The sequence below is a fragment of the Yinghuangia sp. YIM S09857 genome (assembly GCF_051388915.1).
GTDB lineage: Bacteria > Actinomycetota > Actinomycetes > Streptomycetales > Streptomycetaceae > Yinghuangia.
On the sequence record NZ_JBPKBH010000010.1, the window covers coordinates 27,916 to 49,114 of the forward strand.

At 71.9% G+C, this 21,199-nt stretch carries 19 protein-coding genes and 1 pseudogene; 12 read left to right on the forward strand and 8 right to left on the reverse strand.

Annotated elements, in window-relative coordinates:
• Positions 1 to 137: 137 nt before the first annotated feature.
• The 3 genes from ACRX5S_RS21865 to ACRX5S_RS21875 all read right to left on the reverse strand — a co-directional run bounded on the left by ACRX5S_RS21865 (position 138) and on the right by ACRX5S_RS21875 (position 2,538).
• Positions 138 to 923: a hypothetical protein gene (locus ACRX5S_RS21865; RefSeq protein WP_436774717.1), complete on the reverse strand. Its 786-nt coding sequence runs from the start codon at positions 921 to 923 to the stop codon at positions 138 to 140.
• A 171-nt stretch (positions 924 to 1,094) separates the two neighbouring features.
• Positions 1,095 to 2,267: a hypothetical protein gene (locus ACRX5S_RS21870; RefSeq protein WP_436774718.1), complete on the reverse strand. Its 1,173-nt coding sequence runs from the start codon at positions 2,265 to 2,267 to the stop codon at positions 1,095 to 1,097.
• 34 nt (positions 2,268 to 2,301) lie between these two features.
• Positions 2,302 to 2,538, reverse strand: a complete 237-nt coding sequence (locus ACRX5S_RS21875) for a LapA family protein (RefSeq protein WP_436774719.1) — start codon at positions 2,536 to 2,538, stop codon at positions 2,302 to 2,304.
• Between the two features lie 257 nt (positions 2,539 to 2,795).
• Here ACRX5S_RS21875 and ACRX5S_RS21880 point away from each other — a divergent pair, with 257 nt between their 5' ends.
• Complete coding sequence (locus ACRX5S_RS21880) at positions 2,796 to 4,481, forward strand: MDR family MFS transporter (RefSeq protein WP_436774720.1); 1,686 nt, start codon at positions 2,796 to 2,798, stop codon at positions 4,479 to 4,481.
• Between the two features lie 203 nt (positions 4,482 to 4,684).
• Here ACRX5S_RS21880 and ACRX5S_RS21885 read toward each other — a convergent pair whose 3' ends face one another.
• Both ACRX5S_RS21885 and ACRX5S_RS21890 read right to left on the reverse strand, forming a co-directional pair.
• A complete protein-coding gene (locus ACRX5S_RS21885) occupies positions 4,685 to 5,554 on the reverse strand; it encodes an SCO2522 family protein (RefSeq protein WP_436774721.1) in 870 nt (289 codons plus the stop codon).
• A gap of 136 nt (positions 5,555 to 5,690) precedes the next feature.
• Positions 5,691 to 6,506, reverse strand: coding sequence for an SDR family NAD(P)-dependent oxidoreductase (locus ACRX5S_RS21890; protein WP_436774722.1), 816 nt, complete (start codon positions 6,504 to 6,506; stop codon positions 5,691 to 5,693).
• Positions 6,507 to 6,682: 176 nt separating this feature from the next.
• Between ACRX5S_RS21890 and ACRX5S_RS21895 the strand changes: the two genes are divergently transcribed.
• The 6 genes from ACRX5S_RS21895 (at position 6,683) to ACRX5S_RS21920 (ending at position 15,479) form a co-directional block, all read left to right on the forward strand.
• Positions 6,683 to 7,183, forward strand: a complete 501-nt coding sequence (locus ACRX5S_RS21895; protein WP_436774723.1) for a pyridoxamine 5'-phosphate oxidase family protein — start codon at positions 6,683 to 6,685, stop codon at positions 7,181 to 7,183.
• 382 nt (positions 7,184 to 7,565) lie between these two features.
• Entirely contained in the window at positions 7,566 to 9,791 is a 2,226-nt protein-coding gene (locus ACRX5S_RS21900; protein ID WP_436774724.1) for an acyl-CoA dehydrogenase, read from the forward strand.
• Positions 9,792 to 9,828: 37 nt separating this feature from the next.
• A complete protein-coding gene (locus ACRX5S_RS21905) occupies positions 9,829 to 10,959 on the forward strand; it encodes a hypothetical protein (protein WP_436774725.1) in 1,131 nt (376 codons plus the stop codon).
• Positions 10,960 to 11,089: 130 nt separating this feature from the next.
• A complete protein-coding gene (locus ACRX5S_RS21910) occupies positions 11,090 to 12,280 on the forward strand; it encodes an acyl-CoA dehydrogenase family protein (RefSeq protein WP_436774726.1) in 1,191 nt (396 codons plus the stop codon).
• Positions 12,281 to 12,325: 45 nt separating this feature from the next.
• Complete coding sequence (locus ACRX5S_RS21915; RefSeq protein ID WP_436774727.1) at positions 12,326 to 13,471, forward strand: acyl-CoA dehydrogenase family protein; 1,146 nt, start codon at positions 12,326 to 12,328, stop codon at positions 13,469 to 13,471.
• Between the two features lie 505 nt (positions 13,472 to 13,976).
• Positions 13,977 to 15,479 carry a GMC family oxidoreductase gene (locus ACRX5S_RS21920; protein WP_436774728.1) on the forward strand — a complete coding sequence of 501 codons (1,503 nt, stop codon included), beginning with the start codon at positions 13,977 to 13,979 and terminating at the stop codon, positions 15,477 to 15,479.
• A gap of 4 nt (positions 15,480 to 15,483) precedes the next feature.
• On the opposite strand, the gene ACRX5S_RS21925 is transcribed toward ACRX5S_RS21920, so the two are convergent.
• Positions 15,484 to 15,933 carry an ATP-binding protein gene (locus tag ACRX5S_RS21925; RefSeq protein ID WP_436774729.1) on the reverse strand — a complete coding sequence of 150 codons (450 nt, stop codon included), beginning with the start codon at positions 15,931 to 15,933 and terminating at the stop codon, positions 15,484 to 15,486.
• Between the two features lie 185 nt (positions 15,934 to 16,118).
• Between ACRX5S_RS21925 and ACRX5S_RS21930 the strand changes: the two genes are divergently transcribed.
• The 3 genes and pseudogenes from ACRX5S_RS21930 (at position 16,119) to ACRX5S_RS21940 (ending at position 17,178) form a co-directional block, all read left to right on the forward strand.
• A complete protein-coding gene (locus tag ACRX5S_RS21930) occupies positions 16,119 to 16,247 on the forward strand; it encodes a hypothetical protein (protein ID WP_436774730.1) in 129 nt (42 codons plus the stop codon).
• A 144-nt stretch (positions 16,248 to 16,391) separates the two neighbouring features.
• Positions 16,392 to 16,966, forward strand: a pseudogene (locus ACRX5S_RS21935) (DUF5753 domain-containing protein).
• A complete protein-coding gene (locus ACRX5S_RS21940) occupies positions 16,963 to 17,178 on the forward strand; it encodes a DUF397 domain-containing protein (protein ID WP_436774731.1) in 216 nt (71 codons plus the stop codon). The pseudogene ACRX5S_RS21935 and the gene ACRX5S_RS21940 overlap by 4 nt, the downstream one beginning before the upstream one ends.
• A gap of 123 nt (positions 17,179 to 17,301) precedes the next feature.
• Here ACRX5S_RS21940 and ACRX5S_RS21945 read toward each other — a convergent pair whose 3' ends face one another.
• Entirely contained in the window at positions 17,302 to 17,967 is a 666-nt protein-coding gene (locus ACRX5S_RS21945) for an excalibur calcium-binding domain-containing protein (protein ID WP_436774732.1), read from the reverse strand.
• A gap of 270 nt (positions 17,968 to 18,237) precedes the next feature.
• On the opposite strand from ACRX5S_RS21945, the gene ACRX5S_RS21950 reads away from it, so the two are divergent.
• Both ACRX5S_RS21950 and ACRX5S_RS21955 read left to right on the forward strand, forming a co-directional pair.
• Positions 18,238 to 18,783 (forward strand): SigE family RNA polymerase sigma factor, encoded by a 546-nt coding sequence (locus ACRX5S_RS21950; RefSeq protein ID WP_436774733.1) that lies wholly within the window; start codon positions 18,238 to 18,240, stop codon positions 18,781 to 18,783.
• Positions 18,780 to 19,508 (forward strand): hypothetical protein, encoded by a 729-nt coding sequence (locus ACRX5S_RS21955; RefSeq protein WP_436774734.1) that lies wholly within the window; start codon positions 18,780 to 18,782, stop codon positions 19,506 to 19,508. The genes ACRX5S_RS21950 and ACRX5S_RS21955 overlap by 4 nt, the downstream gene beginning before the upstream one ends.
• Before the next feature lie 133 nt (positions 19,509 to 19,641).
• Here ACRX5S_RS21955 and ACRX5S_RS21960 read toward each other — a convergent pair whose 3' ends face one another.
• Positions 19,642 to 21,171, reverse strand: coding sequence for an MFS transporter (locus ACRX5S_RS21960; protein WP_436774735.1), 1,530 nt, complete (start codon positions 21,169 to 21,171; stop codon positions 19,642 to 19,644).
• Positions 21,172 to 21,199: the final 28 nt, after the last annotated feature.

A 21,199-nucleotide genomic window follows, 5' to 3' on the forward strand; every position in this document is an offset into this window, starting at 1 on the left:
CGCCCCGCGTCCCGCGTCCCCTGTCGTGCCGGGGGGCGTGTCTGTTGTTCGTCCGCGGCCCGTTCGTCCGCGGCCTGTTCGTCCGCCGTCGGATCGGCGTCCGTACGCGGACTGCCGGGCCTCCGCCCGACGCCCGCTCAGCGCCCCGTGAGGGGCACCGAGCCCGCGACCAGCAGCCCGCGGCGCCCGGCCTCGCGCAGCGCGGCGCCGAGCTCGTCGTTGCCGGTGTGGATGCCGATGGTCCCGACCGGCGCCGCGTACAGCAGCACGACGCCGTTGGAGCGGGCCGCGCTCAGCCAGGCCTCCGGCACCTCGGCCGGGACCTGCGCCTGCCACCACGCCTCGGTGCGGCCGCCCGCGCCCGGGAACAGCACCGAGGTGAGGAACCCGCCGTCCAGCACCACCGACCAGCCGCTGAGCAGCGGCGGGAGGGTCATGTCGGGGGCGGCGACCGAGCTGAAGCCGCGTTCGGTGAGCAGCGACAGGAACTCGTCGCGCGCGCCCTGCGTGCCGGGCCGGGCGACCGCCGCGCCGGGCTCGACGACCAGGGCCGCGTAGGTGATCCCGTCGCAGACCATCATGCTGCCGGTGATCGAGATGGGCACCGGTCCGCCCGGCACCACGGTCGGGGTCGGGACGTTGGACGGGTCGCCCTGCTGGGCCGCGATGAGCGGCTCGACGGCGGCATCCGAGACCGGGATGACCTGCGACGGGATGCAGCGGGCGTGGGCGAACGCCAGGACCGCGGTCTCCTGCGCGAGGTACAGCAGCGCGCTGGTCTCCTCGACGGTCGTGTCGCCGCCGCCCCGGCACGAAGCGCACGCGTAAGTCTGCGGTCCGGTCTCCCCGGACACGAGCCGGGTGGCCTCGTCGTCGCCGATCTCGGCGCGGACCTCGGGGCTGACGTCCAGCAAACGTGACACGGTTTCGCTCCTCGTTGTGGCGGGGTTGGTCGCGGGTATCGCGCCCGGACGTTACCGTCACGTCACGTTGGGTGACCTCTGTTGGCCGAGAACGTCACCCTTACGAGCGGTTTGGATGCGCTGCGGACCTGCTCCGTACGGGGGAATTCGGGTTTGCGCGCGCCGGGGCGCTCAGCCGAACGTCCACTGCGCGTCGGGCGTCACCGGGCAGGTGTAGTCGAGCGCCGAGGCTCCGGCGACGAACGCGCGGAACGCCGCCTCGACGGGCACCTTCGCCGCGTCCGCCGGAAGCCCCGGGCCGTCGTGCCGGGACATGCGGTACGCCACGCGGCAGCCGTTCTCCTCGCCCGTCTCCGCGTTCTTCTTCGTGCCCGTCCCGTCGACCGCGCCGACCACCGTGCCGGGCGGCGTCGCGGTGGTGACCTTGGTGTCCTTGGGCGGCAGGGGAGTCGAGTACGGCGGCACCGGGAGCCGCTGGGACAGGCGCGGGCGCTCGCCGGGGATCTCCGCGGAGGGTGCGATGTAGCCGTGCGCGACGGTGAAGGAGAGCGCCCGTACGCCGTCCAGGTAGAGGTCGCAGGTCTGCACGTAGCCCTCGCGGCCGGGGGTGCGCGCGGCGGTCCACCGGCCGCGCTGGTCGCCCGCCGCCGCGGGCCCGAGCGCACCGGGCGGCAGGACCTCGCAGACGGGCGCGTCCGTGAGCGGGACGCGCGGCGGGGCGGGGGCGATCGGCGCGGGGTTGGCGGGCGGCGTCTGGCCGCAGCGCGACGCGTCGTAGACGCCTGCGGCCAACTTGCCGGTGAGCGCGGCCAGTTGCTCGCGGCGGTCGGCCCCCGGGTCGCCGACGATGCGGCCGCGGACGACCACGGGGGCCTTGACCGCGCGCCCCGCGTCGTCGGTGATGCCCAGCGTGCATTCGGTGGTGACCCACACGTCGTCCGGCCCGGCCATGCCGTTGAAGTTGTCGCCGACGAACGGCGACGCGCTCGAACTGGTCGACCCGGCGAGCTGCACCAGCTCGGACCCGGCCATGTTGGGCAGGTACGCGGACCCGACGAAGCTGACGCCGTCGACGGTGACCTGGCAGCGCTGCAAGGGGTACTTGAAGATGGGCCGCTGCTCGTCGCGCGTGGTGGGCTTGCCCTTCGGCAGCAGCGCGGTGATTTCGGCGGTGTTCAGCAGGCCCGAGCAGACCTCGTCGGGGACCGGCCGCGCCTTCGCCTTGCCCTCCACCCCGCAGGCGCTGAGCAGTGCGGCGGCGGCGACGCCGACCGCGACGGCGCGCGCGAACGGCGCCCGTCGTACCGGGCGCGGCAAACGGGGGAGGCGGGCCTGCGTCGACACGCCCCGAACAATAGCGGGCGGCGGGCCCCGGGGCTCAGCCGCGGCGGGTCTTGACCATCCAGCCGGTGAACGCGCCGACCGCGAAGGTCCCGATCAGCACGATCCACATGGGCGCCTCGACCGTGGGGATCCAGAACCGGATCGACGCGGACGCGGTGTTGGCCAGCACGAACCACACGCTCAGGACGACGATCGCGATCGTCGTCCAGGTTCGGTTGTCGATCTGCGCGAGGAAGTTTCCGGTTCCTCCGCTTTTGCTGCTGCTTGACATGTTTTCAGGCTAAGTCCGAATCGTGCGGCATGCCCCGCAGGCGCTGCGCCCGGCCGCGCGGGGTCGCCCGAATGCCAAGAGTTGTTAAAGTTGCATTCAGCAACTAATGTGCCCTACAGTTGTACCCGGCAACGACTCTGCCGCGTTGCTCCGGGACGTGCGCGAAACGTGCGGGAAGACCGGTCGAGAAGACTTGTGAGGGGCGTCCGGCCCCGGCGCGATCCGCCGGAGGCGGGCTTCGAAGGGAAGTAGTACGCATGGCGAGCTCCGCCGCATCAGCCGCGACAGCCGGCGCCGGCTCCGGTACCGGAGGCATCTCCGCCGAGCCGATGTCGCACCGCCGCATCATGGAGGCCCTGTCCGGCCTCCTGCTCGGCATGTTCGTGGCCATCCTGTCGTCGACGATCGTCAGCACCGCACTGCCCCGGATCATCGGCGACCTGGGCGGCGGGCAGTCCGCGTACACCTGGGTCGTCACCGCGACGCTGCTCGCGATGACCTGCACCACGCCGATCTGGGGCAAGCTGTCCGACCTGTTCAGCAAGAAGCTGCTGGTGCAGCTCGCGCTCACCATCTACGTCGTCGGCTCGATGCTCGCCGGACTCGCGCAGAGCGCCGGGATGCTGATCGGCTTCCGCGTCATCCAGGGCATCGGCGTCGGCGGCCTGACCGCGCTCGCGCAGGTCATCATGGCCGCGATGATCTCGCCGCGGGAACGCGGCCGCTACACCGGCTACCTGGGCGCCACCTTCGCGCTCGCCACCGTCGGCGGCCCGCTCATCGGCGGCGTCATCGTCGACTCGGCGCTGGGCTGGCGCGGCTGCTTCTACGTCGGCGTGCCCTTCGCCGTCGTGGCGCTGGTGATCCTCCAGAAGACGCTGCACCTCCCGGTGGTCCGCCGCGAGGGCGTGCGCATCGACTACCTCGGCGCCACGCTCATCAGCGGCGGCGTCGCGCTGCTGCTGATCTGGGTCACGCTGGCCGGCGAGCAGTACGACTGGGTCTCCTGGCAGACCGGCGCGATGATCGGCGGCGCGCTCGTGCTGCTCGGTCTGGCCGTCGCCGTCGAGCGCCGGGCCGCGGAACCGGTCATTCCGCTGTGGCTGTTCCGCGACCGCACGATCGTCCTGGCGGTCCTCGGCAGCCTCGCGGTCGGCCTGGCGATGATGGGCGCCTCGGTGTTCCTCAGCCAGTACTTCCAGATCGCGCGCGGCAAGTCCCCGACGGTCTCCGGGCTGATGACCATGCCGATGATCCTCGGCCTGGCCCTGACCTCGACGGTGGTCGGCCGCCTCATCACCGCGACCGGACGCTGGAAGCGCTACCTGGTCGGCGGCGGCGTCGCGCTCACCGCGGGCCTGGTCCTGATGGGCACGGCACGGTACGACACCAACCTCGTCCTGCTCGGCGGCTTCATGTTCCTGGTCGGCGTCGGGGTGGGCGCGCTCCAGCAGAACCTGGTGCTGGCCGTCCAGAACGCGGTGCCGCTGCACCAGCTCGGCGCGGCCAGCTCGATCGTCGCGTTCTTCCGCAGCCTCGGCGGCGCGGTCGGCGTGTCCATCCTCGGCGCGGTCATGTCGCACCGGGTGGCGGGCTACCTGGCCGACGGCGGCGTGGGCGGCGGGGGTGCGGGCGGCGGGATCCCGGACGTGCGCCACCTGCCGCCGGGCGTGCGGGACGTGGTGGAGAGCGCGTACGGGCACGCCATCGGCGACATCTTCCTGGTCGCGGCGCCGTTCGGGCTGATGGCCCTGCTGGCGGTGCTGCTCATCAAGGAGAAGCCGTTGCAGACCGCGAAGCAGGTTGCGGCGCAGGCGTCGGGGCCGGGTGGCGGATCCGACGCGGCTGGTGACGCGGGCGCGGCGGCCTCGGCGCCTTCGGCGGCCGGGACCGGCGAGGCGGGGGAACGGCGGGACGCGGCCGCGGAGCCGTCGCGTACGTGACCGCGGTCGCCTGACCCGCACTCGACGGCCGTCCCGGCCGCCTGCGCCGGGGCGTCCCGGCCGCCTGCTCCGGGCGTCCCCACGAAGCGTGCCCCGTCGAGCCTTCTCAGCTCCCACGGCGGCGGCACGGCACGGCCCCGTCTGCTCTCTTCCGAGGCGGACGGGGCCGCGCCATGGCCGGGCGTGTCGGAGGGCCTGCTGCGTCAGAGGTCCGGGTCGAAGACGTACGCGATGCGCCGGGCGGACTCCGGTTCCAGGTCGAGGTGTTCCCGCGCCGCGCGGGCCATCACCTGGGTGAGGGCGTCCGGTTCCGCGACGAAATCGCCGACGATGAGCTGCACCGCGTGCTCGACCGCCAGGGACCGCGGCGGCAGCACGGTCCAGGTCTGGTATGCCGCGAACGGGTCGGCGCCGGGGCGGAGTTGCACCAGCGGCGGCAGGTCGTCCCAGTCCGCGGGGAGGTCGGGGTCGCACGGCCGCGGGCGAACCGGCACCGCGCCGCTGTGGTCGCGCAGGAGTCCGAGGCGCAGCAGTTGCCAGACCGACGCGAGGAACGGGCCGGACCACCGGCGTCCGTCCGCGGTGTCCTCGAAGACCCGGACGTCCGGGAAGACGCCGCCGCCGGACAGCCACCCGGTCCTGCCGACCGGCGGCCGATCGACGTCGCAGCTGTCGGCGGGTGCCTGGACGAGGCGGGCGAGCACCGATTCGGCGAGCCGGTGCCCGTCGACGCGGGCGCACACGGACCCGCGCGCGAGGTAGTCGACGCGCAGCCCGCACGCCTGGGCCTGGGTCAGCAGCATCGGCACGAACTCGGCGGGGGAGGAGAACCGCCCGAAGTAGTCGTCGACCACGACGCAGGTGCTGATCCGGGGGCGGCCCCGGGCCACGCCCGCGGCGACGCGCTCGCGCAACCCGGCGAGATGCCCGGCGACCAGTGCGAAGTGCTCGCGCAGTCGCTCGGGGCCGTCCTCGAACTCCGCCGCGGACAGGCGCCCGAGCCCGATCGACGCGTGGGACAGCGGGACGGCCTCGGTGCGGGAGACGGTGGCCGTCTCGGGCAGGACGCTCACGCCGACCCGTCCCGAAACGGCGACCGGCACGGCCCCGGGGCTGCGGACCGCTCACGCCCCAGGGCCCGCCCGAGACCGGCGGGGGTCTGATCCATGCACCGATGGTAGACCCGCGAAGGGCAGGCGCCCCGGGCGATCAGTGCGGCGCGAGGTCCATGTCCGGCAGCGGGTACGGGAACTTGGCGCTCACGCCGCCGTCGACGGTCAGCACCTGGCCGGAGACGTACCGGGACAGCTCGCTCGTCAGGAACAGCAGCGGGCCCGCGATGTCGGCCGGACGCGCGACGTCGCGCACCGGGGCGTTCGCGGCGTTGCCCGCGCGGCCCTCCTCGCCGAGGTACGCCGAGACGCGCGGCGTCCACACCACGCCGGGCGCGACCGCGTTGACGCGCACGCCGGACGGCCCGAGCTCGACCGCGGCGGAGCGGACGAGCGACATCAGGCCCGCCTTCGCGGCACCGTACGCCGCGTGCATCGGCGCACCCGACAGCCCCGACACCGAGGCCACGAACGTGATCGTGCCGCCGCCGTGCCGGGCCATGTGCGCGCCGCCGAACTGCACGGCGAGCAGCGCGTGCCGCAGCACGATGTCGTGGTGCCAGGCCCAGTCCTCGTCGGTGGTCGACAGCAGGTCCTGGTAGCGGCTCATGCCGATGATGTCGACGACGGCGTGGACGCGGCCCAACTGCGTCTCCGCCTGTTGCCACAGCCCGGCGACGTCCTCGCGCGAGGTCGCGTCCCCGGACCACGCGAAGCCGTCGACCTCCTTGGCGATGTCCGCCGCCAGGTCCGCGTCCAGGTCGACGGCGAGGACCTTCGCGCCGCTCTGCGCGAGGGCGTGCGAGGCCTGCCGTCCGATGCCCTGGCCCGCGCCGAGGACGACGACGCCCTTGCCGTCGAGGCGCAGGCGTCCGAGGTAGTCGGGGACTTCGGTGTCATCGGTGCGAGTCATGCGTCCAGGACTATCTGACGGACCGTCAAGGAGCAAGGGGTCACCCCGGCGCGCCGCGGTCCGGACGGCCTTCCGGTGGCCGTTCCCGCCCCAGTCCGGGTCTTGTCGCCCGCTGCCCGCCGGTGCACTCTGTGGCATTGTTTGACTGAAGCAACCACATTTCCCGGAGGGTCGGCATGGGCGAGCACATGGGCCACGGCGTCAAGCAGCGCGACAAGGTCAAGATGACCCCCGAGGAGGTGAAGGCCTTCCTCGCCGAGCGGCACTCGATGACCATGTCCACCCTCAACCCCGACGGCACCATCCACTCCGTGGGCATGTGGTACGGCTTCCTTGAGGGCGAGATCGCCCTGGAGAGCAAGGCCAAGGCCCAGAAGGTCCTCAACCTGCGCCGCAACCCCGCCATCACCCTCCTCGTCGAGGCGGGCGACTACTACGAGGAACTGCGCGGCGTCTCCATCGTCGGCAAGGCCGAGATCGTCGAGGAGCCCGAGCGCATCTGGGAACTGGGCGTCGACGTCTTCAGCCGCTACACCACCCCGTACACCGAGGCCATGCGCCCGGCCGTCGAGATGATGCTGAACAAGCGCATCGTCATCAAGGTCATCCCCGACAAGATCGTCACCTGGGACCACCGCAAGCTGGGGCTCCCCAGCACCCGCCCCGCCGGCGCCTGAGTCGATGCATGAAGCCGATGCCTGAGTTGGTGCCTGAAGCCGACGGCTGAGTCGACGCCGGAAGCCGGTGCCTGCCGGCGCCCGAAACTGACGCCGACCGGGAGCCGCCCGCCGAGAACCACTCCCGGCCGGGCGGCTCGTGCGTCTGGTCCGTGTCGCGGCCGGCCGATGGGCGCGGGGCCTCGTCGGGTGCGCTCCCGCCCACGTGTTGTGACGCTCGATGGGCGCTCGAACACACAGGGCTATCGGGCGGATTGAGGGCTGGGGGATAAGCGAAGGTCGCCTGTCTTTTCCTTTGACCTTGACAAGGATATTGTCGGATCATCAGGATCGGCGGGCCTGGTCCCTCACGGCCGGAGCCCGCAGAGATAGGGGATTCAACGTGCCCATCGGATACACCCCCGAGCACCGGACCTTCGCCGAGTCGGTCGCCGGATTCGCCAAGCGCCACGCGCCGGTCGAGTCGACGCGGCGGGAGATGGAGGCGCTCTCGGCCGGAGCCGTGCCCGGGTTCTGGGACGGGCTCGTGGGGTCCGGGGTGCCGGCCATCCACATTCCGGAGGAGTACGACGGCGCGGGGGCCGGGATCCTCGACCTCGCCGTGGCGCTGGAGGAGACCGGGCGCGGGCTGCTGCCCGGGCCGCTGCTGCCGACGGTGCTCGCGAGCGGGCTGCTGGCGCGGTACGCCGGGCCCGAGCCCGCGAAGGCGCTGCTGCCGAAGTTCGCCGAGGGCGCGACCGGCGCCGTCGCCGTCACGCCGGGCCTGACCGCGCGCCCGACGCAGGTCGGCTGGGAGATCGACGGCGAGGTGGGCCCCGTGCCCGGTGCCGCCAACGCGCGGTACCTGCTGCTCGGCGCCCGGACCGGCGACGGCGAGGAGATCTGGTTCGTCGTGGCCCCCGGCGGGCGCGACACCATCGCGGTCGAGCCGCTGACCGGCGTGGACCTCGCCCGGGGCGTGGCCCGCGTGACGGTCCGGGGCCTGGAGGTCACCTCGGCCCAGGTGCTCCCCGGCGTGACCACCGAGCGGGTACGCCGCCTCGCCGCCGTGCTCGCCTCCGCCGAGGCCGTCGGCGTGGCGCGCTGGTGCTTCGAGACCGCCGTCGAGTACGTCAAGGTCCGCGAGCAGTTCGGCCGCGCGGTCGGCTCGTTCCAGGCCGTCAAGCACAAGGCCGCCAACCTCTTCACGCGCCTTCAGGTCGCCACCGCCGCCGCGTGGGACGCGGCCCGGGCCGCCGACGAGACCGGGGCCGACGCCGAGGACCAGTTGGAACTGGCCGCCGCCGAGGCCGCGATCGTGTGCCTGCCGGTGGCCCGCGAGATGGCGCTCGACTGCATCACGATGCTGGGCGGCATCGGCTTCACGTGGGAGCACGACATCCACTTCTACTGGCGGCGCGGCGTGTTCCTCGCGCAGCTCCTCGGCCCCACCGGCGACTGGGCCGAACTGCTGGGCCGCCGCGCGCTCGCCACTCTCGACGGCGGGCCCGAGCGCCGCTTCGACCTCGAAGTCGGCGGCGGGCTCGACGACTTCCGCGCCGAGGTCGCGGCAAACCTGGCCCGCGCCAAGGAGCTGGCGGAGCCGGCGCGGCGTCAGTTCCTGGCCGACGAGTGCGGGTACGTCTCCCCGCACTACCCCAAGCCGTACGGCATGGCTGCGGACCCCGCCCAGCAGATCGTCATCCAGCAGGAGTTCGCCGCCGCCGGGCTGACCCAACCGTCCACGGTCATCGGCGAGTTCGCGCTGCCGACGATCATGGCGCACGGCACCGACGCGCAGAAGGACCGCTACGTCCCGGCGACGCTGCGCGGCGACATCACCTGGTGCCAGCTCTTCAGCGAGCCGGGCGCCGGATCCGACCTCGCCTCGCTCGCCACCCGGGCCGAGAAGGTCGAGGGCGGCTGGAAGATCAACGGACAGAAGGTCTGGAACTCCAAGGCCCACGAGGCGCACTTCGGCATCTGCCTGGCGCGCACGGACCAGGACGTCCCCAAGCACAAGGGCATCACGTACTTCATCGTCGACATGGCCACGCCCGGCATCGACGTGCGGCCGCTCAAGCAGTCCAACGGGCAGTCCGAGTTCAACGAGGTGTTCCTCGAAGACGTCTTCGTGCCCGACGAGAACGTCGTCGGCGAGGTCAACCAGGGCTGGGTCATCACCCGCACCACGCTCGCCAACGAGCGCGTGATGATCGCGGGCGGCCCCGGCATGGCGGCGTTCGGCAAACTGCTCCAGGACATCGGGGCGTCCGGGGCGGTCGGCGCCTCGCAGGCGACCGCGGTCAAGCTCGGCGGGTTCGCCGCGGAGAACTGGGCGCTGCGCGCGCTGACCCTGCGCTCCACGCTCCAGCAGCTCTCCGGCCTGAACCCCGGCGCCGCGTCCAGCGTGCTCAAGCTGGCGGTCACCGAGCACCAGCGGGCCGTCGTCACCGCCCGTCTGGAGCGTGCGGCGGAATCCGGGCTCGCCGACGAGTGCCTGGACGGGCTCGCGGGGGAACTGGTCACCGCGTACCTCTCGATCCCCGCGGTCCTGCTGGGCGGCGGAACCCGCGAGATCCAGCTCAACGTGGTGGCCGAGCGCATTCTCGGACTGCCGCGCGGCTGACCCGGCCGCACCGCGCCGCACCGGAAAGGACGTTGCCTTGCCCGCTCCGCTCGACGAGTACCCGGTCCACCAGACGCCGCTGTCCATCGCACGCGTCGCCAGCAGCGACCGCAACTTCTACGACCGCTACTACTTCAACGCGCACGACCGCACGGGCGACGTGTTCGTCGTGACCGGGTACGGCGTCTACCCCAACCTCGGGGTCAAGGACGCCTTCGTCACCGTCGGGCGGCGCGGGCGGCACACCACCGTCCGGTTCTCCGACGTCTTCGACGCGGCCACCGACGACCGGCTCAACCCGGCCGTCGGCGGGTACCGCATCGAGGTCAAGGAGCCGCTGAACGAACTGCGTGTCGTGTGCGACGGAGCCGACCACGGCATCGCCATGGACCTGACGTGGCGCGGCAGCTTCCCGGCCGTCGACGAGGAGCCGCACGTCCTGCTGCGCGACGGCCGCGTGGTGCTCGACGCGCAGCGCTTCGCCCAGGTCGGCTCCTGGGAGGGCACGCTCAACGTCGAGGGCACCGACTACGCCGTCACCCCCGACACCTGGCTGGGCACCCGCGACCGCTCGTGGGGCATCCGGCCGAGCGGCGAAGCCGAGCCGCCCGGGCGCGCCGCCGCCGAACGGGACCCGAACGGCGGCATGTGGTGGACGTACGTGCCGCTCCGCTTCGACGACTTCGCGATCATCGTGATCGTGCAGGAGGAGCCGGACGGCACCCGCACCCTCAACCAGGCCACCCGCGTCTGGCCCGCCGAGACCGGGCGGCGCCCCGAGCAACTGGGTTGGCCCGAGTTCGACATCGAGTACGCCTCCGGCACCCGCGACCCGGTGCGCGCCACCCTGCGCATGAAGGACCTCACCGGCAAGCCGGTCGTCGTCGAGGTCGAACCGCTCGGCCACGTCGTCCTCAACGCCGGACCCGGCTACGGCATGGACCCCACCTGGACGCACGGCCAGTGGCGGGGGCGGGACTGGAGCGAGGGCGTCGTGGTCGACACCGCCAACGACGAAGCCGCCGCCGGACGCGCCCGGTTCAGCATCATCGACCACGTCGCCCGCGCCACCTGCGACGGCGCGGAGGGGTGGGGCCTCTTCGAGCACGGCTGCCTCGGCCGCCACGATCCCTCCGGTTTCGCGGACTTCGCGTCCGTCGCTCCCTAGGCGTGCCCGGGATCCGCAAGTGCGCCCGGTACGGGGCCACTTCGCGGATCCCCGGCGCAATCGCCGTCCGTACCCGTCCGCTTCGTACGACGACAGCATCCACAAGGGACCGCGGTCCCGGGAGGTAACCGTGCACATCGCCTACACACCGGAGCAGGAAGAACTGCGCCGGGAGCTCCGCGAGTACTTCGCCGGGATCATGACGCCGGAGGTCCGCGAGTCGCAGGCATCCGGCGAGACCACCCTCCAGGGCCGCGACGGCGCGTACTGGAAGGTCGCGAACCGCATGGGCCGCGACGGCTGGCTCGGCATCGGCTGGCCGAAGGAGTACGGCGGCCAGGACCGCTCCATGATGGAGCAGCTCATCTTCACCGACGAGGCCACCCTCGCCGGTGCCGCGGTGCCGTTCCTGACCATCAACACCGTCGGCCCGACGCTGATGGAGTACGGGACGCAGGAGCAGCGGGACTTCTTCCTGCCCAAGATCCTGTCCGGGGACCTGCACTTCTCCATCGGTTACTCGGAGCCGGAGGCCGGCACCGACCTCGCGAACCTGCGCACCCGCGCGGTGCGCGACGGCGACGACTTCGTCATCAACGGCCAGAAGATGTGGATCTCGCTGATCCACGTCGCCGACTACCTGTGGCTGGCCGCGCGCACCGACCCGGACGTCAAGGCGCACAAGGGCCTGACCATGTTCCTGGTGCCGACCGACACGCCCGGCCTGTCGTGGAGCGAGGTCAGGACGCTCGCCGGCCAGACGGTCAGCCAACTGACCTTCGAGGACATGCGGGTGCCCGCGTCGGCGGTCGTCGGCGAGGTCAACGGCGGCTGGTCGCTGATGACCGGGCAGCTCAACCGCGAGCGCGTGGCACTGTGTTCGGCGGCGGGCGTGCAGCTCGCGCTGCACGAGACGCGCCGCTGGGCCGAGGACACCCTGCTGCCGGACGGCACCCGGGTCATCGACCAGGAGCAGGTGCAGCTCAACCTCGGCCGCGTGCACGCCAAGGTCGAGTACCTCAAGCTGATCAACTGGAAGATCGCCTGGGCGGTCGACCACGGGGCGAAGGTCGGTCCGGCGGACGCGTCGGCCACCAAGATCTTCGGCACCGAGTTCGCCACCGAGGCGTACCGGCTGCTCATGGAGTGCTTCGGCGAGGATGCGTACCTCACCGCGGACGCCCCCGGCTCGGTGCTGCGCGGCCGGATCGAGAAGATGTACCGCTCGGCGCTGATCCTCACCTTCGGCGGCGGCACGAACGAGATCCAGCGCGACATGATCGCGATGTTCGGCCTGCGGATGCCGCGTCCGCCGCGCTGAACCCGACCCACCGTCAACCACCTTTCACGACAAGGGAGATGCGAAATGGACTTCGCATACACCGAAGAGCAGAAGGACCTGGTGGGTCTGGTCCGGCAGATCCTCACCGAGCGCGTCACGCACGAGTCGCTGACCGCGCTGGAGGCGAAGGTCACCGGCGAGGGCGCGCCGCGCTTCGACCGCGAGCTGTGGGGCGAGCTGGGCAAGGCCAACATCCTCGGCATCTCGCTGCCGGAGGAGTTCGGCGGCTCGGGCCTGGGCGTCCTGGAGCAGGTGCTGGTGCTGGAGGAGGTCGGCCGTACGCTCGCCCCCGTGCCGGTGTACGCGTCGATCGCCGTTGCGGCGGCGGCAGTTGCCGAGCACGGCACGGACGAGCAGAAGGCGGCCTGGCTGCCGGGCGCCGTTTCCGGCGAGAAGATCCTGACCGCGGCGCTCGCCGAGCGCCTGGGCCGCGACGCCGCCGCCCCGGCCGTCAAGGCCACACGCGTGGACGGCGGTTGGAAGCTGGACGGCGTCAAGACCGCGGTCCCGGCGGCGACCCTCGCCGACGTCATCCTGGTCCCGGCCGCGACCGACGACGGCGTTGGGGTCTTCCTGGTCGCCCCCGGTGGCGAAGGGGTCACGCTCACACCGCAGTCGACCACCGCCAAGGAGATCGCGGGCGAACTCACCCTCGACGGCGCGGTGGTGGACGACTCGGCGCTGCTGGGCGGCGTGGTCGACACGGCGGTGGCCGTGTGGCTGCGCGACCGCGCGACGCTCGGGCTGTGCGCGCTCCAGCTCGGCGTGACCGAGAAGGCGATGCGCTCCGCCGCCGAATACACCACCACGCGCGAGCAGTTCAAGCGCCCGGTGGGCTCCTTCCAGGCGGTCGGGCACCGGCTCGCGGACTGCTACATCGACGTCGAGGCGATCCGCCTGACGACGTGGCAGGCCGCGTGGCAGGTCGGCGAGGGCCTGGACGCCACCGAGGCCATCTCGACGGCGAAGTTCTGGGCGGCCGAGGGCGGCCACCGCGTGGCGCACGCGGTCGTGCACGTGCACGGCGGCATGGGCATCGCCGAAGAGTACTTCGTGCATCGGTACTTCGTGCACGCCAAGCAGATCGAGTTCTCCCTGGGCGGGGCGAACGAGCACGCGCTGCGCATCGGGGCGGCCTTCGCGGCCACGCCGGCGGGCGAGTACGTCTGATCCTGGGCGTCGCCTCTTCGGAGTCTCCGGACGCGCACGTGTGAAGGGCCTGTGTCTTCCGCCGACGGGCGTGGGCGCAGGCCCTTCCAGGCTGGTCTGTGGGCGGGCCCGGGTTCTTGCAGGCGGGCCTTTGGGCGGGCCTGTGGGGCGGGCCTTCGGGCGGTCTTCGGGCGGGCCTGCGGGCGCGCCTGCGGGACCGGCCAAGTAGCACCGTCGGCGGTCCGACCCGCTCGCCGCCCGGGTCGCCGTGCGCGGCGTGGCTGCGAGCACCGGGCCCCGCACGCGGTACTGCGCCGTCGCGCTGCCCGCCGACCGCGTCAACCCGAGCACCGATCTGTCCCCGGCCTGTCCCGCGCCCCCGCCGAAGCGCCGCTGAGGGCGGGGCCCGCCCGGCGCGGGGCGCGGCTGACGCCACACCGCGTCTCCCTCGACTCCCCTCCCGTTGCCGCATAAGGTGACGCGGTCAAGCAGTTGGGCCACGGCCCGGATACGCAGGGGAGTGGCGATGGACGCGGACGTGATCGTCGTCGGCGGCGGCACGAGCGGCGCGGTCCTCGCGGCGCGGTTCTCCGAGGACCCCGGGCGGCGCGTCCTGCTGCTCGAACAGGGGCCGGACGACGCCGAGTACGACGCGAGTGTGCTGCGTCCGGCCTCGGCGGGGGACGTGTGGGCGGGTACGCCGTTCGCGCGCCCGTACCCGATGTCCGCCGGCGCCGACCGCACGGTGCGGATGGTACGCGGACGGGTCCTGGGCGGGACGTCGGCGGTGAACTACCTCGCCACGATGCGCGGCCAGCCGTCCGACTACGACGCGTGGGCGGCGCGCGGCCTCGACGGCTGGGGCTGGCCCGACATCCTCGCGACCTTCCGCGCGATGGAACGCGACCTCGACTTCGGCGACACCGAACTGCACGGCGGTAGTGGCCCGTTGGTGGTACGTCGGTCTCCGCTCGGCGAACAGTCCCCGTCGCACCAGGCGTTCCAGGCCGCGGTGCGCACGCTCGGCATCCCGTGGGCCGACGACGTGAACGACCCACGGCAGCTTCCGGGCATCGGCATATTCCCGCTTACGACGTCGCCCGACGGCACCGAGCGCCTGACCGTCAGCCGCGCGTACCTGACCGAGGAGGTCCGCGCCCGCCCCAACCTCCGGATCGTCACCGGCGCGACGGCCGCCCGCGTCACCCTCGTCAATGGCCGGGCGACCGCCGTCGTCACGTCCGACGACCGCACCTACTCCACCACCGACGACGGCGAGATCATCGTCGCCTGCGGCGCCACGGGATCGCCCGCGCTCCTCCAACGCTCGGGCATCGGGCCCAAGGCTCTCCTCGACAGCCTCGGCATCCCGGTCGCCCTCGGCCTCCCCGGCGTGGGCGCGAACCTCCAGGACCACCTCGGCATCGCACTGCTCTACCGGCACCCGGGCGGAACTCCGCTACGCGGCGGGCCCGTTCAGCCGGTCTGGGTGGGCCGTACCCCCGAGGCGACCACCATCGACTTCCACGTCCTCACCCTCCCGGTCGGCGAACCGGCGGACCAGGGAACGCACTTTTCCATCGTCCCCTTCCTCCTCGACGTCTCCGGCCGCGGAACGGTCGCCATCACCACCACCGACCCCGACGCGGAGCCCTCCGTCGCCATGCCGACCCTCACCGACCACGATCTCGCCCGCGTGGACTGGCTGTTGGGCCGTATCGCCGACATCGAGGACTCCGAGCCCTTCACCGCATTGGCCGCCGAGCGCGTCCACCCGATCGCCGACCTCCGCGCCCCTTCCGCCGCCGCGTCCCTGGCCGCCGCCGGCCTCATCAGCTACGGCCACCTCGGCGGCACCTGCGCCATGCGTCCCGACGGAGACCCACAAGCCGTTCTGGACTCCCACTGCCGCGTCCGAGGCATCTCCGCCCTCCGCGTAGTGGACGCCTCCACCATGCCGAAACTCCCGGCCGGAAACACGTACCTGGGCTGCGTGATGATGGCCGAACGCGCCGCCCGCCTCCTCTGAGTAGTCATCGGACAGGGACCTCGGCCCAAACCGTTTTCGCCTCAACTCCCGTCCGGTACCAGCCCCATCGCCGCGCCACGGCCGCCACCAGGAGCAGCCCGCGCCCGCACACCGCATCGACCGAGGGACAACCGGACCGGGGCACGACATCCCCGCGTCCGTCCAAGACCTCCACCTGCACCACCTCCGGGCTGTCCAGATCCGGCAACACACCCAGCCGCAGCACGATCACCGCTCCGTTCCGTGCCCCGTGCGTCGCCGCGTTCGCCCCCAACTCCGCGACGACGAGCGCCACCCGCTGCGCAACCTCCGACCCCGCAGGCCACCCCCACGCGGCGAGTTGCGCGCCGGCCGCGATCCGCAGTCGGCGTACACCAAGCGGAGCGGCCTCGGCCTCACAGGCGAACTGGCTAGGGGAGCGGCGCTGTTCGTTGCCGCGCGTGCTGATGTCCATGCCGAGGAGCCTGGACGTTCCGTTTGGGCCCCGACCAGTCTCGGCCACCGTACGCGTCGCCCATGTACGGAACGGACGGCCCGACCTGTACGACGCGTACGAACAACGGGCATACGTGGCACCGACGTTGACTACGATGAGTGTCAAGAGAGGTGTGCTGCGCGAAGAGTGAAGGCACGGTGCCCATGGCGGAGCACGAACCACTGGACGAGGTCGGCGGCGCGGACCTGTTCCGCGTGCTCGGTCGCCAAGTTCGCGTGTTGCGCGAGTGCGCGGGCTTGTCGCGGCGGGAGTTGGGGCACCAGCTCGGGTAGAGCGAGGAGACTGTGTTCTCGGTCGATCGCGGTCGGCGCACGCCACAACCGGAGTTCCTGGAGGCGGTTGACCGCCTGGTGGACGGCAGGGGAGTGCTGTCGGTGGCAGTTGAGGACGTCGAACGCGCGAAGTCGCGGTCGAGAGTGCGCCACCCGTCCTGGTTCCTCGACTACGCGCGCCTGGAAAGGGCCGCAGTCGAACTGCACTTCTACGCGACCCTCACGACCCCCGGGCTGCTGCAAACCGAGTCATATGCACGCGCCATTTTCACGGCTCGCCAGCCGCTGCTGGGTGAGCGCGAGATCGAGGACAGGGTGGCCGCTCGGCTGTCGCGGCAGGAGATCCTGACAACTTGGCCGCTTCCGATGGTCAGCGTGGTCATCGAGGAGGCGGTGCTGCGGCGTTGCATCGGCGGCTTTCGCGTCCAGCAGGATCAACTCGCAAGTCTGCTGCGCATCGGCGCCATGCGGAACATGCATTTGCAGGTCCTGCCGCTGAGTTGCGAAGGACACGCGGGCATGGAGGGGCCCTTCATCCTGCTGACCCCCAAAAGGGGAGACACCAGGTGGCCTACGTGGAGGCGCAAGATGTCAGCAAACTGGTGACTGACCAGGAGCAAGTTCGTATCCTGGCCGCACGCTACGGCAGTATCCGAGCGCAGGCGCTCGACCCTGTCCAATCCCTGGCGTTGATCGAGAAGGTGCGGCGAGAACTATGAGCAACCGTAGGCAAGCTGGGACGGCCCGCGCCTTCGCGTGGCGCAAGAGCAGCTACAGCGGGGGCAATGGCGGAGAGTGTGTCGAAGTTGCCGTTGGGGAACCTGGGTTGCTGGTTCGGGACTCGAAGGTGCCTGGGCTCGGGCGTCTTGCGGTGACGTCGCGGTCGTGGTCGGCGCTGACTTCGTCTCTGTCGGTCTCGAACTCGGTCTAGGGCAAATATTCAGCGGCGTCTGACAGCAGTTGGCGAGTCTCGGACGGACATCGTCCTTCGACGCGTTCGGATCGGTGTCCACTTCGACGCCGACCCGAACGCGCACGCAGGATTCCGCCGGGATCAGTTCTCGCAGCCGATGCCGTCACCATCACGGTCGAGGTGGTCGTCGTATCCGGGATCGCCCCGGTGGATCGGAGCCGCCCCCGCCGCGCGTACTGCCGCGCAGTTGGCGTAGTTCACCACTGCCGGTCGCGATGTGGTCGGTGCGGGTGCCTGCGTTGGACGCCTCGTCGTCGGTGTCGCCGCCCTCGTTGTGGCCGGGGCCGCCGGCCTGGTTGCCGGCGGTGCCGCCGGGCGGGTTTCCACTGGTTCGGGCGGCGCCTCCGTGGTCGGGGGCGCGCTTGTCGGCATCTGTTCCGGTGCTGTCGTGGCCACGACCGGCGCTGCTGCCTCCGTCGTCGGCGGCGGGGCCGAACTACTCGGCGCCGCGGGTGTGGTGCTCACCACCGCCGGCTCCTTCGGCTTGTCCGCCTCCTCGTCCTTCGGGTCGCCCGCGGCGCTTCCTATAGCGACGACGAGGAACACAAACCCTGCCACCGCGGCGACGATGTGCCGTGTGGCGCCGCGCCATATCCCCGCGCGGTACAGCAGGAATATCCCCACCGGCGCGAACAGGATCAGCAGGGCGACGATCCACCCCGTCCTGGTGTGCCACGGCTGCCGCATCGCCGAAGGCGGTGGCGGTGGTGGCGGCGGTGCTCCCCACGGTTGGTTCGAGTAGGTCACGCGTCCCACCCCCGGGACGCGACATGGTGCAGCGGGCTGTTTTCGGGCGCGACAGGTACGCGCATGTTCCCCACCCCCCAAGGTCAGGCCGCGACCGTAGCGGAATCCGACCGACCGGATGGGCGTATTCGGGAATCCGTGACGGATACGCGATTCGCGATGAGCCGTTCCGCGATTCGTGGGACCTCGGCGGCCCTCCGTGGCAACGTTTCCGCGGCCCCGGGTTGTTGAGGGGATGGCGGGACGTTGCGCACAGGAGGGACCGACTTCATGCAGGATCCGCCCGGCTTTCGGGAGTACGTCGCGGCACGCAGGGACCACTTGGTGCGCATCGGCGTTCTCCTGACCGGGGACCGGCATCTCGCCGAGGACCTGGTACAGGCTGCGCTGGTGCGGGTGTGGCCGCGCTGGGCGCGGGTCAGCCGGGGCGAGAACGTGGACGCGTACGTCCGCCGGGTGATGACCAGCACGTTCCTGAACTGGCGCCGACGCAAGTGGCACGGCGAGTTCCCGACCGACGTCGGGGCCGACGCGGACTTCCTGGCCCTCCCGGACGGTGGCGGCGACGCCTTCGCCCGCTGGGACGACGCCGAGGCGCTGCTGACCGACCTGCGCAGCCTGCCGCCGCGCCAGCGGGCCGTGGTCGTGCTGCGCTTCTACGACGACCTGAGCCTGGACGAGTGCGCCGAGGCGCTGGGGTGCAGCGTCGGGACGGTCAAGAGCCAACTGCACAGGGCACTGGGCACGTTGCGGGAGACGGCGGCCCGACGGGATCGACGGGACGCGGCGACGCTCAAGGAAAGGGCGGACTCATGATCCGGGAACACGACAACCGGGCGCAGGACATGGACGACGGCGACCTGCGCACCGGCATGCGCCGCGCGGTGGCCGAGGTCGTGGCGCCGCTCGACCTGTACGAGCAGGTGGCCGGATCCGCCCGCAGGCGCCAGCGGGCCCGCGTGCAAGTCGGCGCCGGGGCCGTGGTGCTGGCCCTGGGCGCGGCCGTGGGAGTCGGCATCGGCGATCCGTTCGAATGGCGCGGCGGCGACCAGGCGGACACGGCCACCCCGGACCTGGGCGGACCGACCAGGGGCGTGCCGAACCTCCCCGCACCGGTCACCGGTGCACCGGCGCCGGGGGAGGAACCGCCCGGCACGGCCCTGACCACGTGCCCGACGAGCCAGCCGGAGGCGTCCAACCCCGGTGTGACACAGGGCCCGATGCTGCCCGACCATCCCGGCAAGGTGCTGGTGTGCGAATACCCGTTGCCCGCACCGGGTTCGCAGCCGAGCGGTGTGACGCTGTCACCCTCCGCCGCCGAGCACTTCGCGCGTATGGTGAACAGCCTTCCACAAAGCCCGAATTGGGACGGCGGCGTCTGCTTGCTCGGAGCACCCGGCCAGGCCGTGTTCTTCCGCAACGCCGCGGGCAACGAGGCGGTCCTGCGGGTCGGGGGCAGTTGCTTCAACGCCCTGACCGACGGCCGCGTGCAAGTCCCCTGGGACGGCCGCACCCCCATGGTCCGCTTCCTCCCCACCTGACCGCCGCCACCGAGAACACGAGGGCAGCCGGACCCCGTCCTGAAATCGGCGCCGCGAAACCGACCCAAGAGCGGAACTCGTCCTGGAGCGCGGCGACGGGTGGGTGTGCTTCGGGAGCTGAGGTGGAACCCGGTCAGTGCTCCGCGTTCTCCGTCGGGCGTAGGTCCTTGGGGATCCGGGTCCAGGCCAACACGGCGGCGCCGAGGGGGAGTACGGCGGCGATCAGGAACGTCGGGGTCATTCCCTCGGTGAACGCCGCGGCGGCGTGCGAGAGCAGGTCGGCGCCGGCCATACCGCCGATTCCGCCCGCGACGTGGGCGGCCTCGCCGATGGAGTCGCGCACCGAGTCGGCGACCGGGCCGTCGCCGAGGTCCGGCAGGTGCGTCCGGTACAGCGCCGCGGCGAGGCTGCCGAGGATCGCCACGCCCATGGCCGCGCCGAGTTCGTAGCAGGTCTCCTCGATCGCGGCCGCGCCGCCGACGTCGCGGGACGGGGTGGCGGCCATCAGCGTCACCGACGCGACCGTGGTCGCGACGCCCGCGCCGCCGCCCAACAGACCGAGGGCCACCGCGATTTCGAGGTAGCTGATCGAACCCGAGTGGTTCACCAGCCACGGCAGCGCGAGGGCCACGGCCATCATCAGCAGCCCCGAGCCCAGCACGTGCCGGATGGCGAAGCGGTGCATCAGCACGGGCGTGACGATCGACGTCAGGATGAGCGCGACCGGCGCCGGGAGCAGGCGTACGCCCGCCTCCAAGGGTGAGAAGCCCTCCGCGTACTGGAACCACTGCGTCACGAGGAACAGCACCGCGCCCATGGCGATCATGCTCAGGAAGATGGCCGCCGCGGCGATGCCGAACGACCGGTTCGCGAACAGCCGGACCTGCAACAACGGGTGCGCGATGCGCAGTTGGCGGCGGATGAAGACGGTGAGCGCGACCGCCGCGACCGCGAGGAGTGCCCAGGCGAGCGGGTCGGCCACGCCGCCCTTGCCGAGCTGCTTGATGCCGCCCGCGAGTGCCAACATGCCGACGATCGACTGCGCGACGCCCCACCAGTCCCAGCGTCCGGCCCGTGGCTTGCGCGACTCCGGCACCAGCCACGCGCCGAAGCCGATCACCGCGAGCGCCACCGGGATGTTGAGCAGGAACGCCGACTCCCAGCCCTGCCGTTCCACCAGCAGGCCGCCGACCACCGGGCCGACCGCCATGCCTCCGCCGAAGACCGCGGCCCAGATGGCGTACGCGAGGGCGCGTTCCTTCGGGTCGTGGAACACCGCGCGCAGGATCGACAGCGTCGACGGCATGATCGCCGCGCCGCCGACGCCGAGCAGCGCCCTGGCCACGATGACGTGCCAGGCCTCGGTCGCGAACGCCGCCCCCAGCGACGCCGCCGCGAAGATCCCGAAGCCGATCAGCAGCAGCTTCTTGCGCCCCCAGCGGTCGCCGAGCGCGCCTGCGGTGACCAGGAGGCCGGACAGTGCGAGCGCGTACGCGTCGATGATCCACAACTGTTGGACGGACCCCGGCTGAAGGTCCTCGACCAGCGAGGGAAACGCGACGTTGAGGATCGTCGTGTCCATGGCGATGAGCAGCAGGCTGCCCGCGAGGATCGCGAGCACCGCCCACCGCCGGGGGTCGGGTGCAGGACTGACGTTGTTCATATGAGACATGATCGTCTCATATAGATCA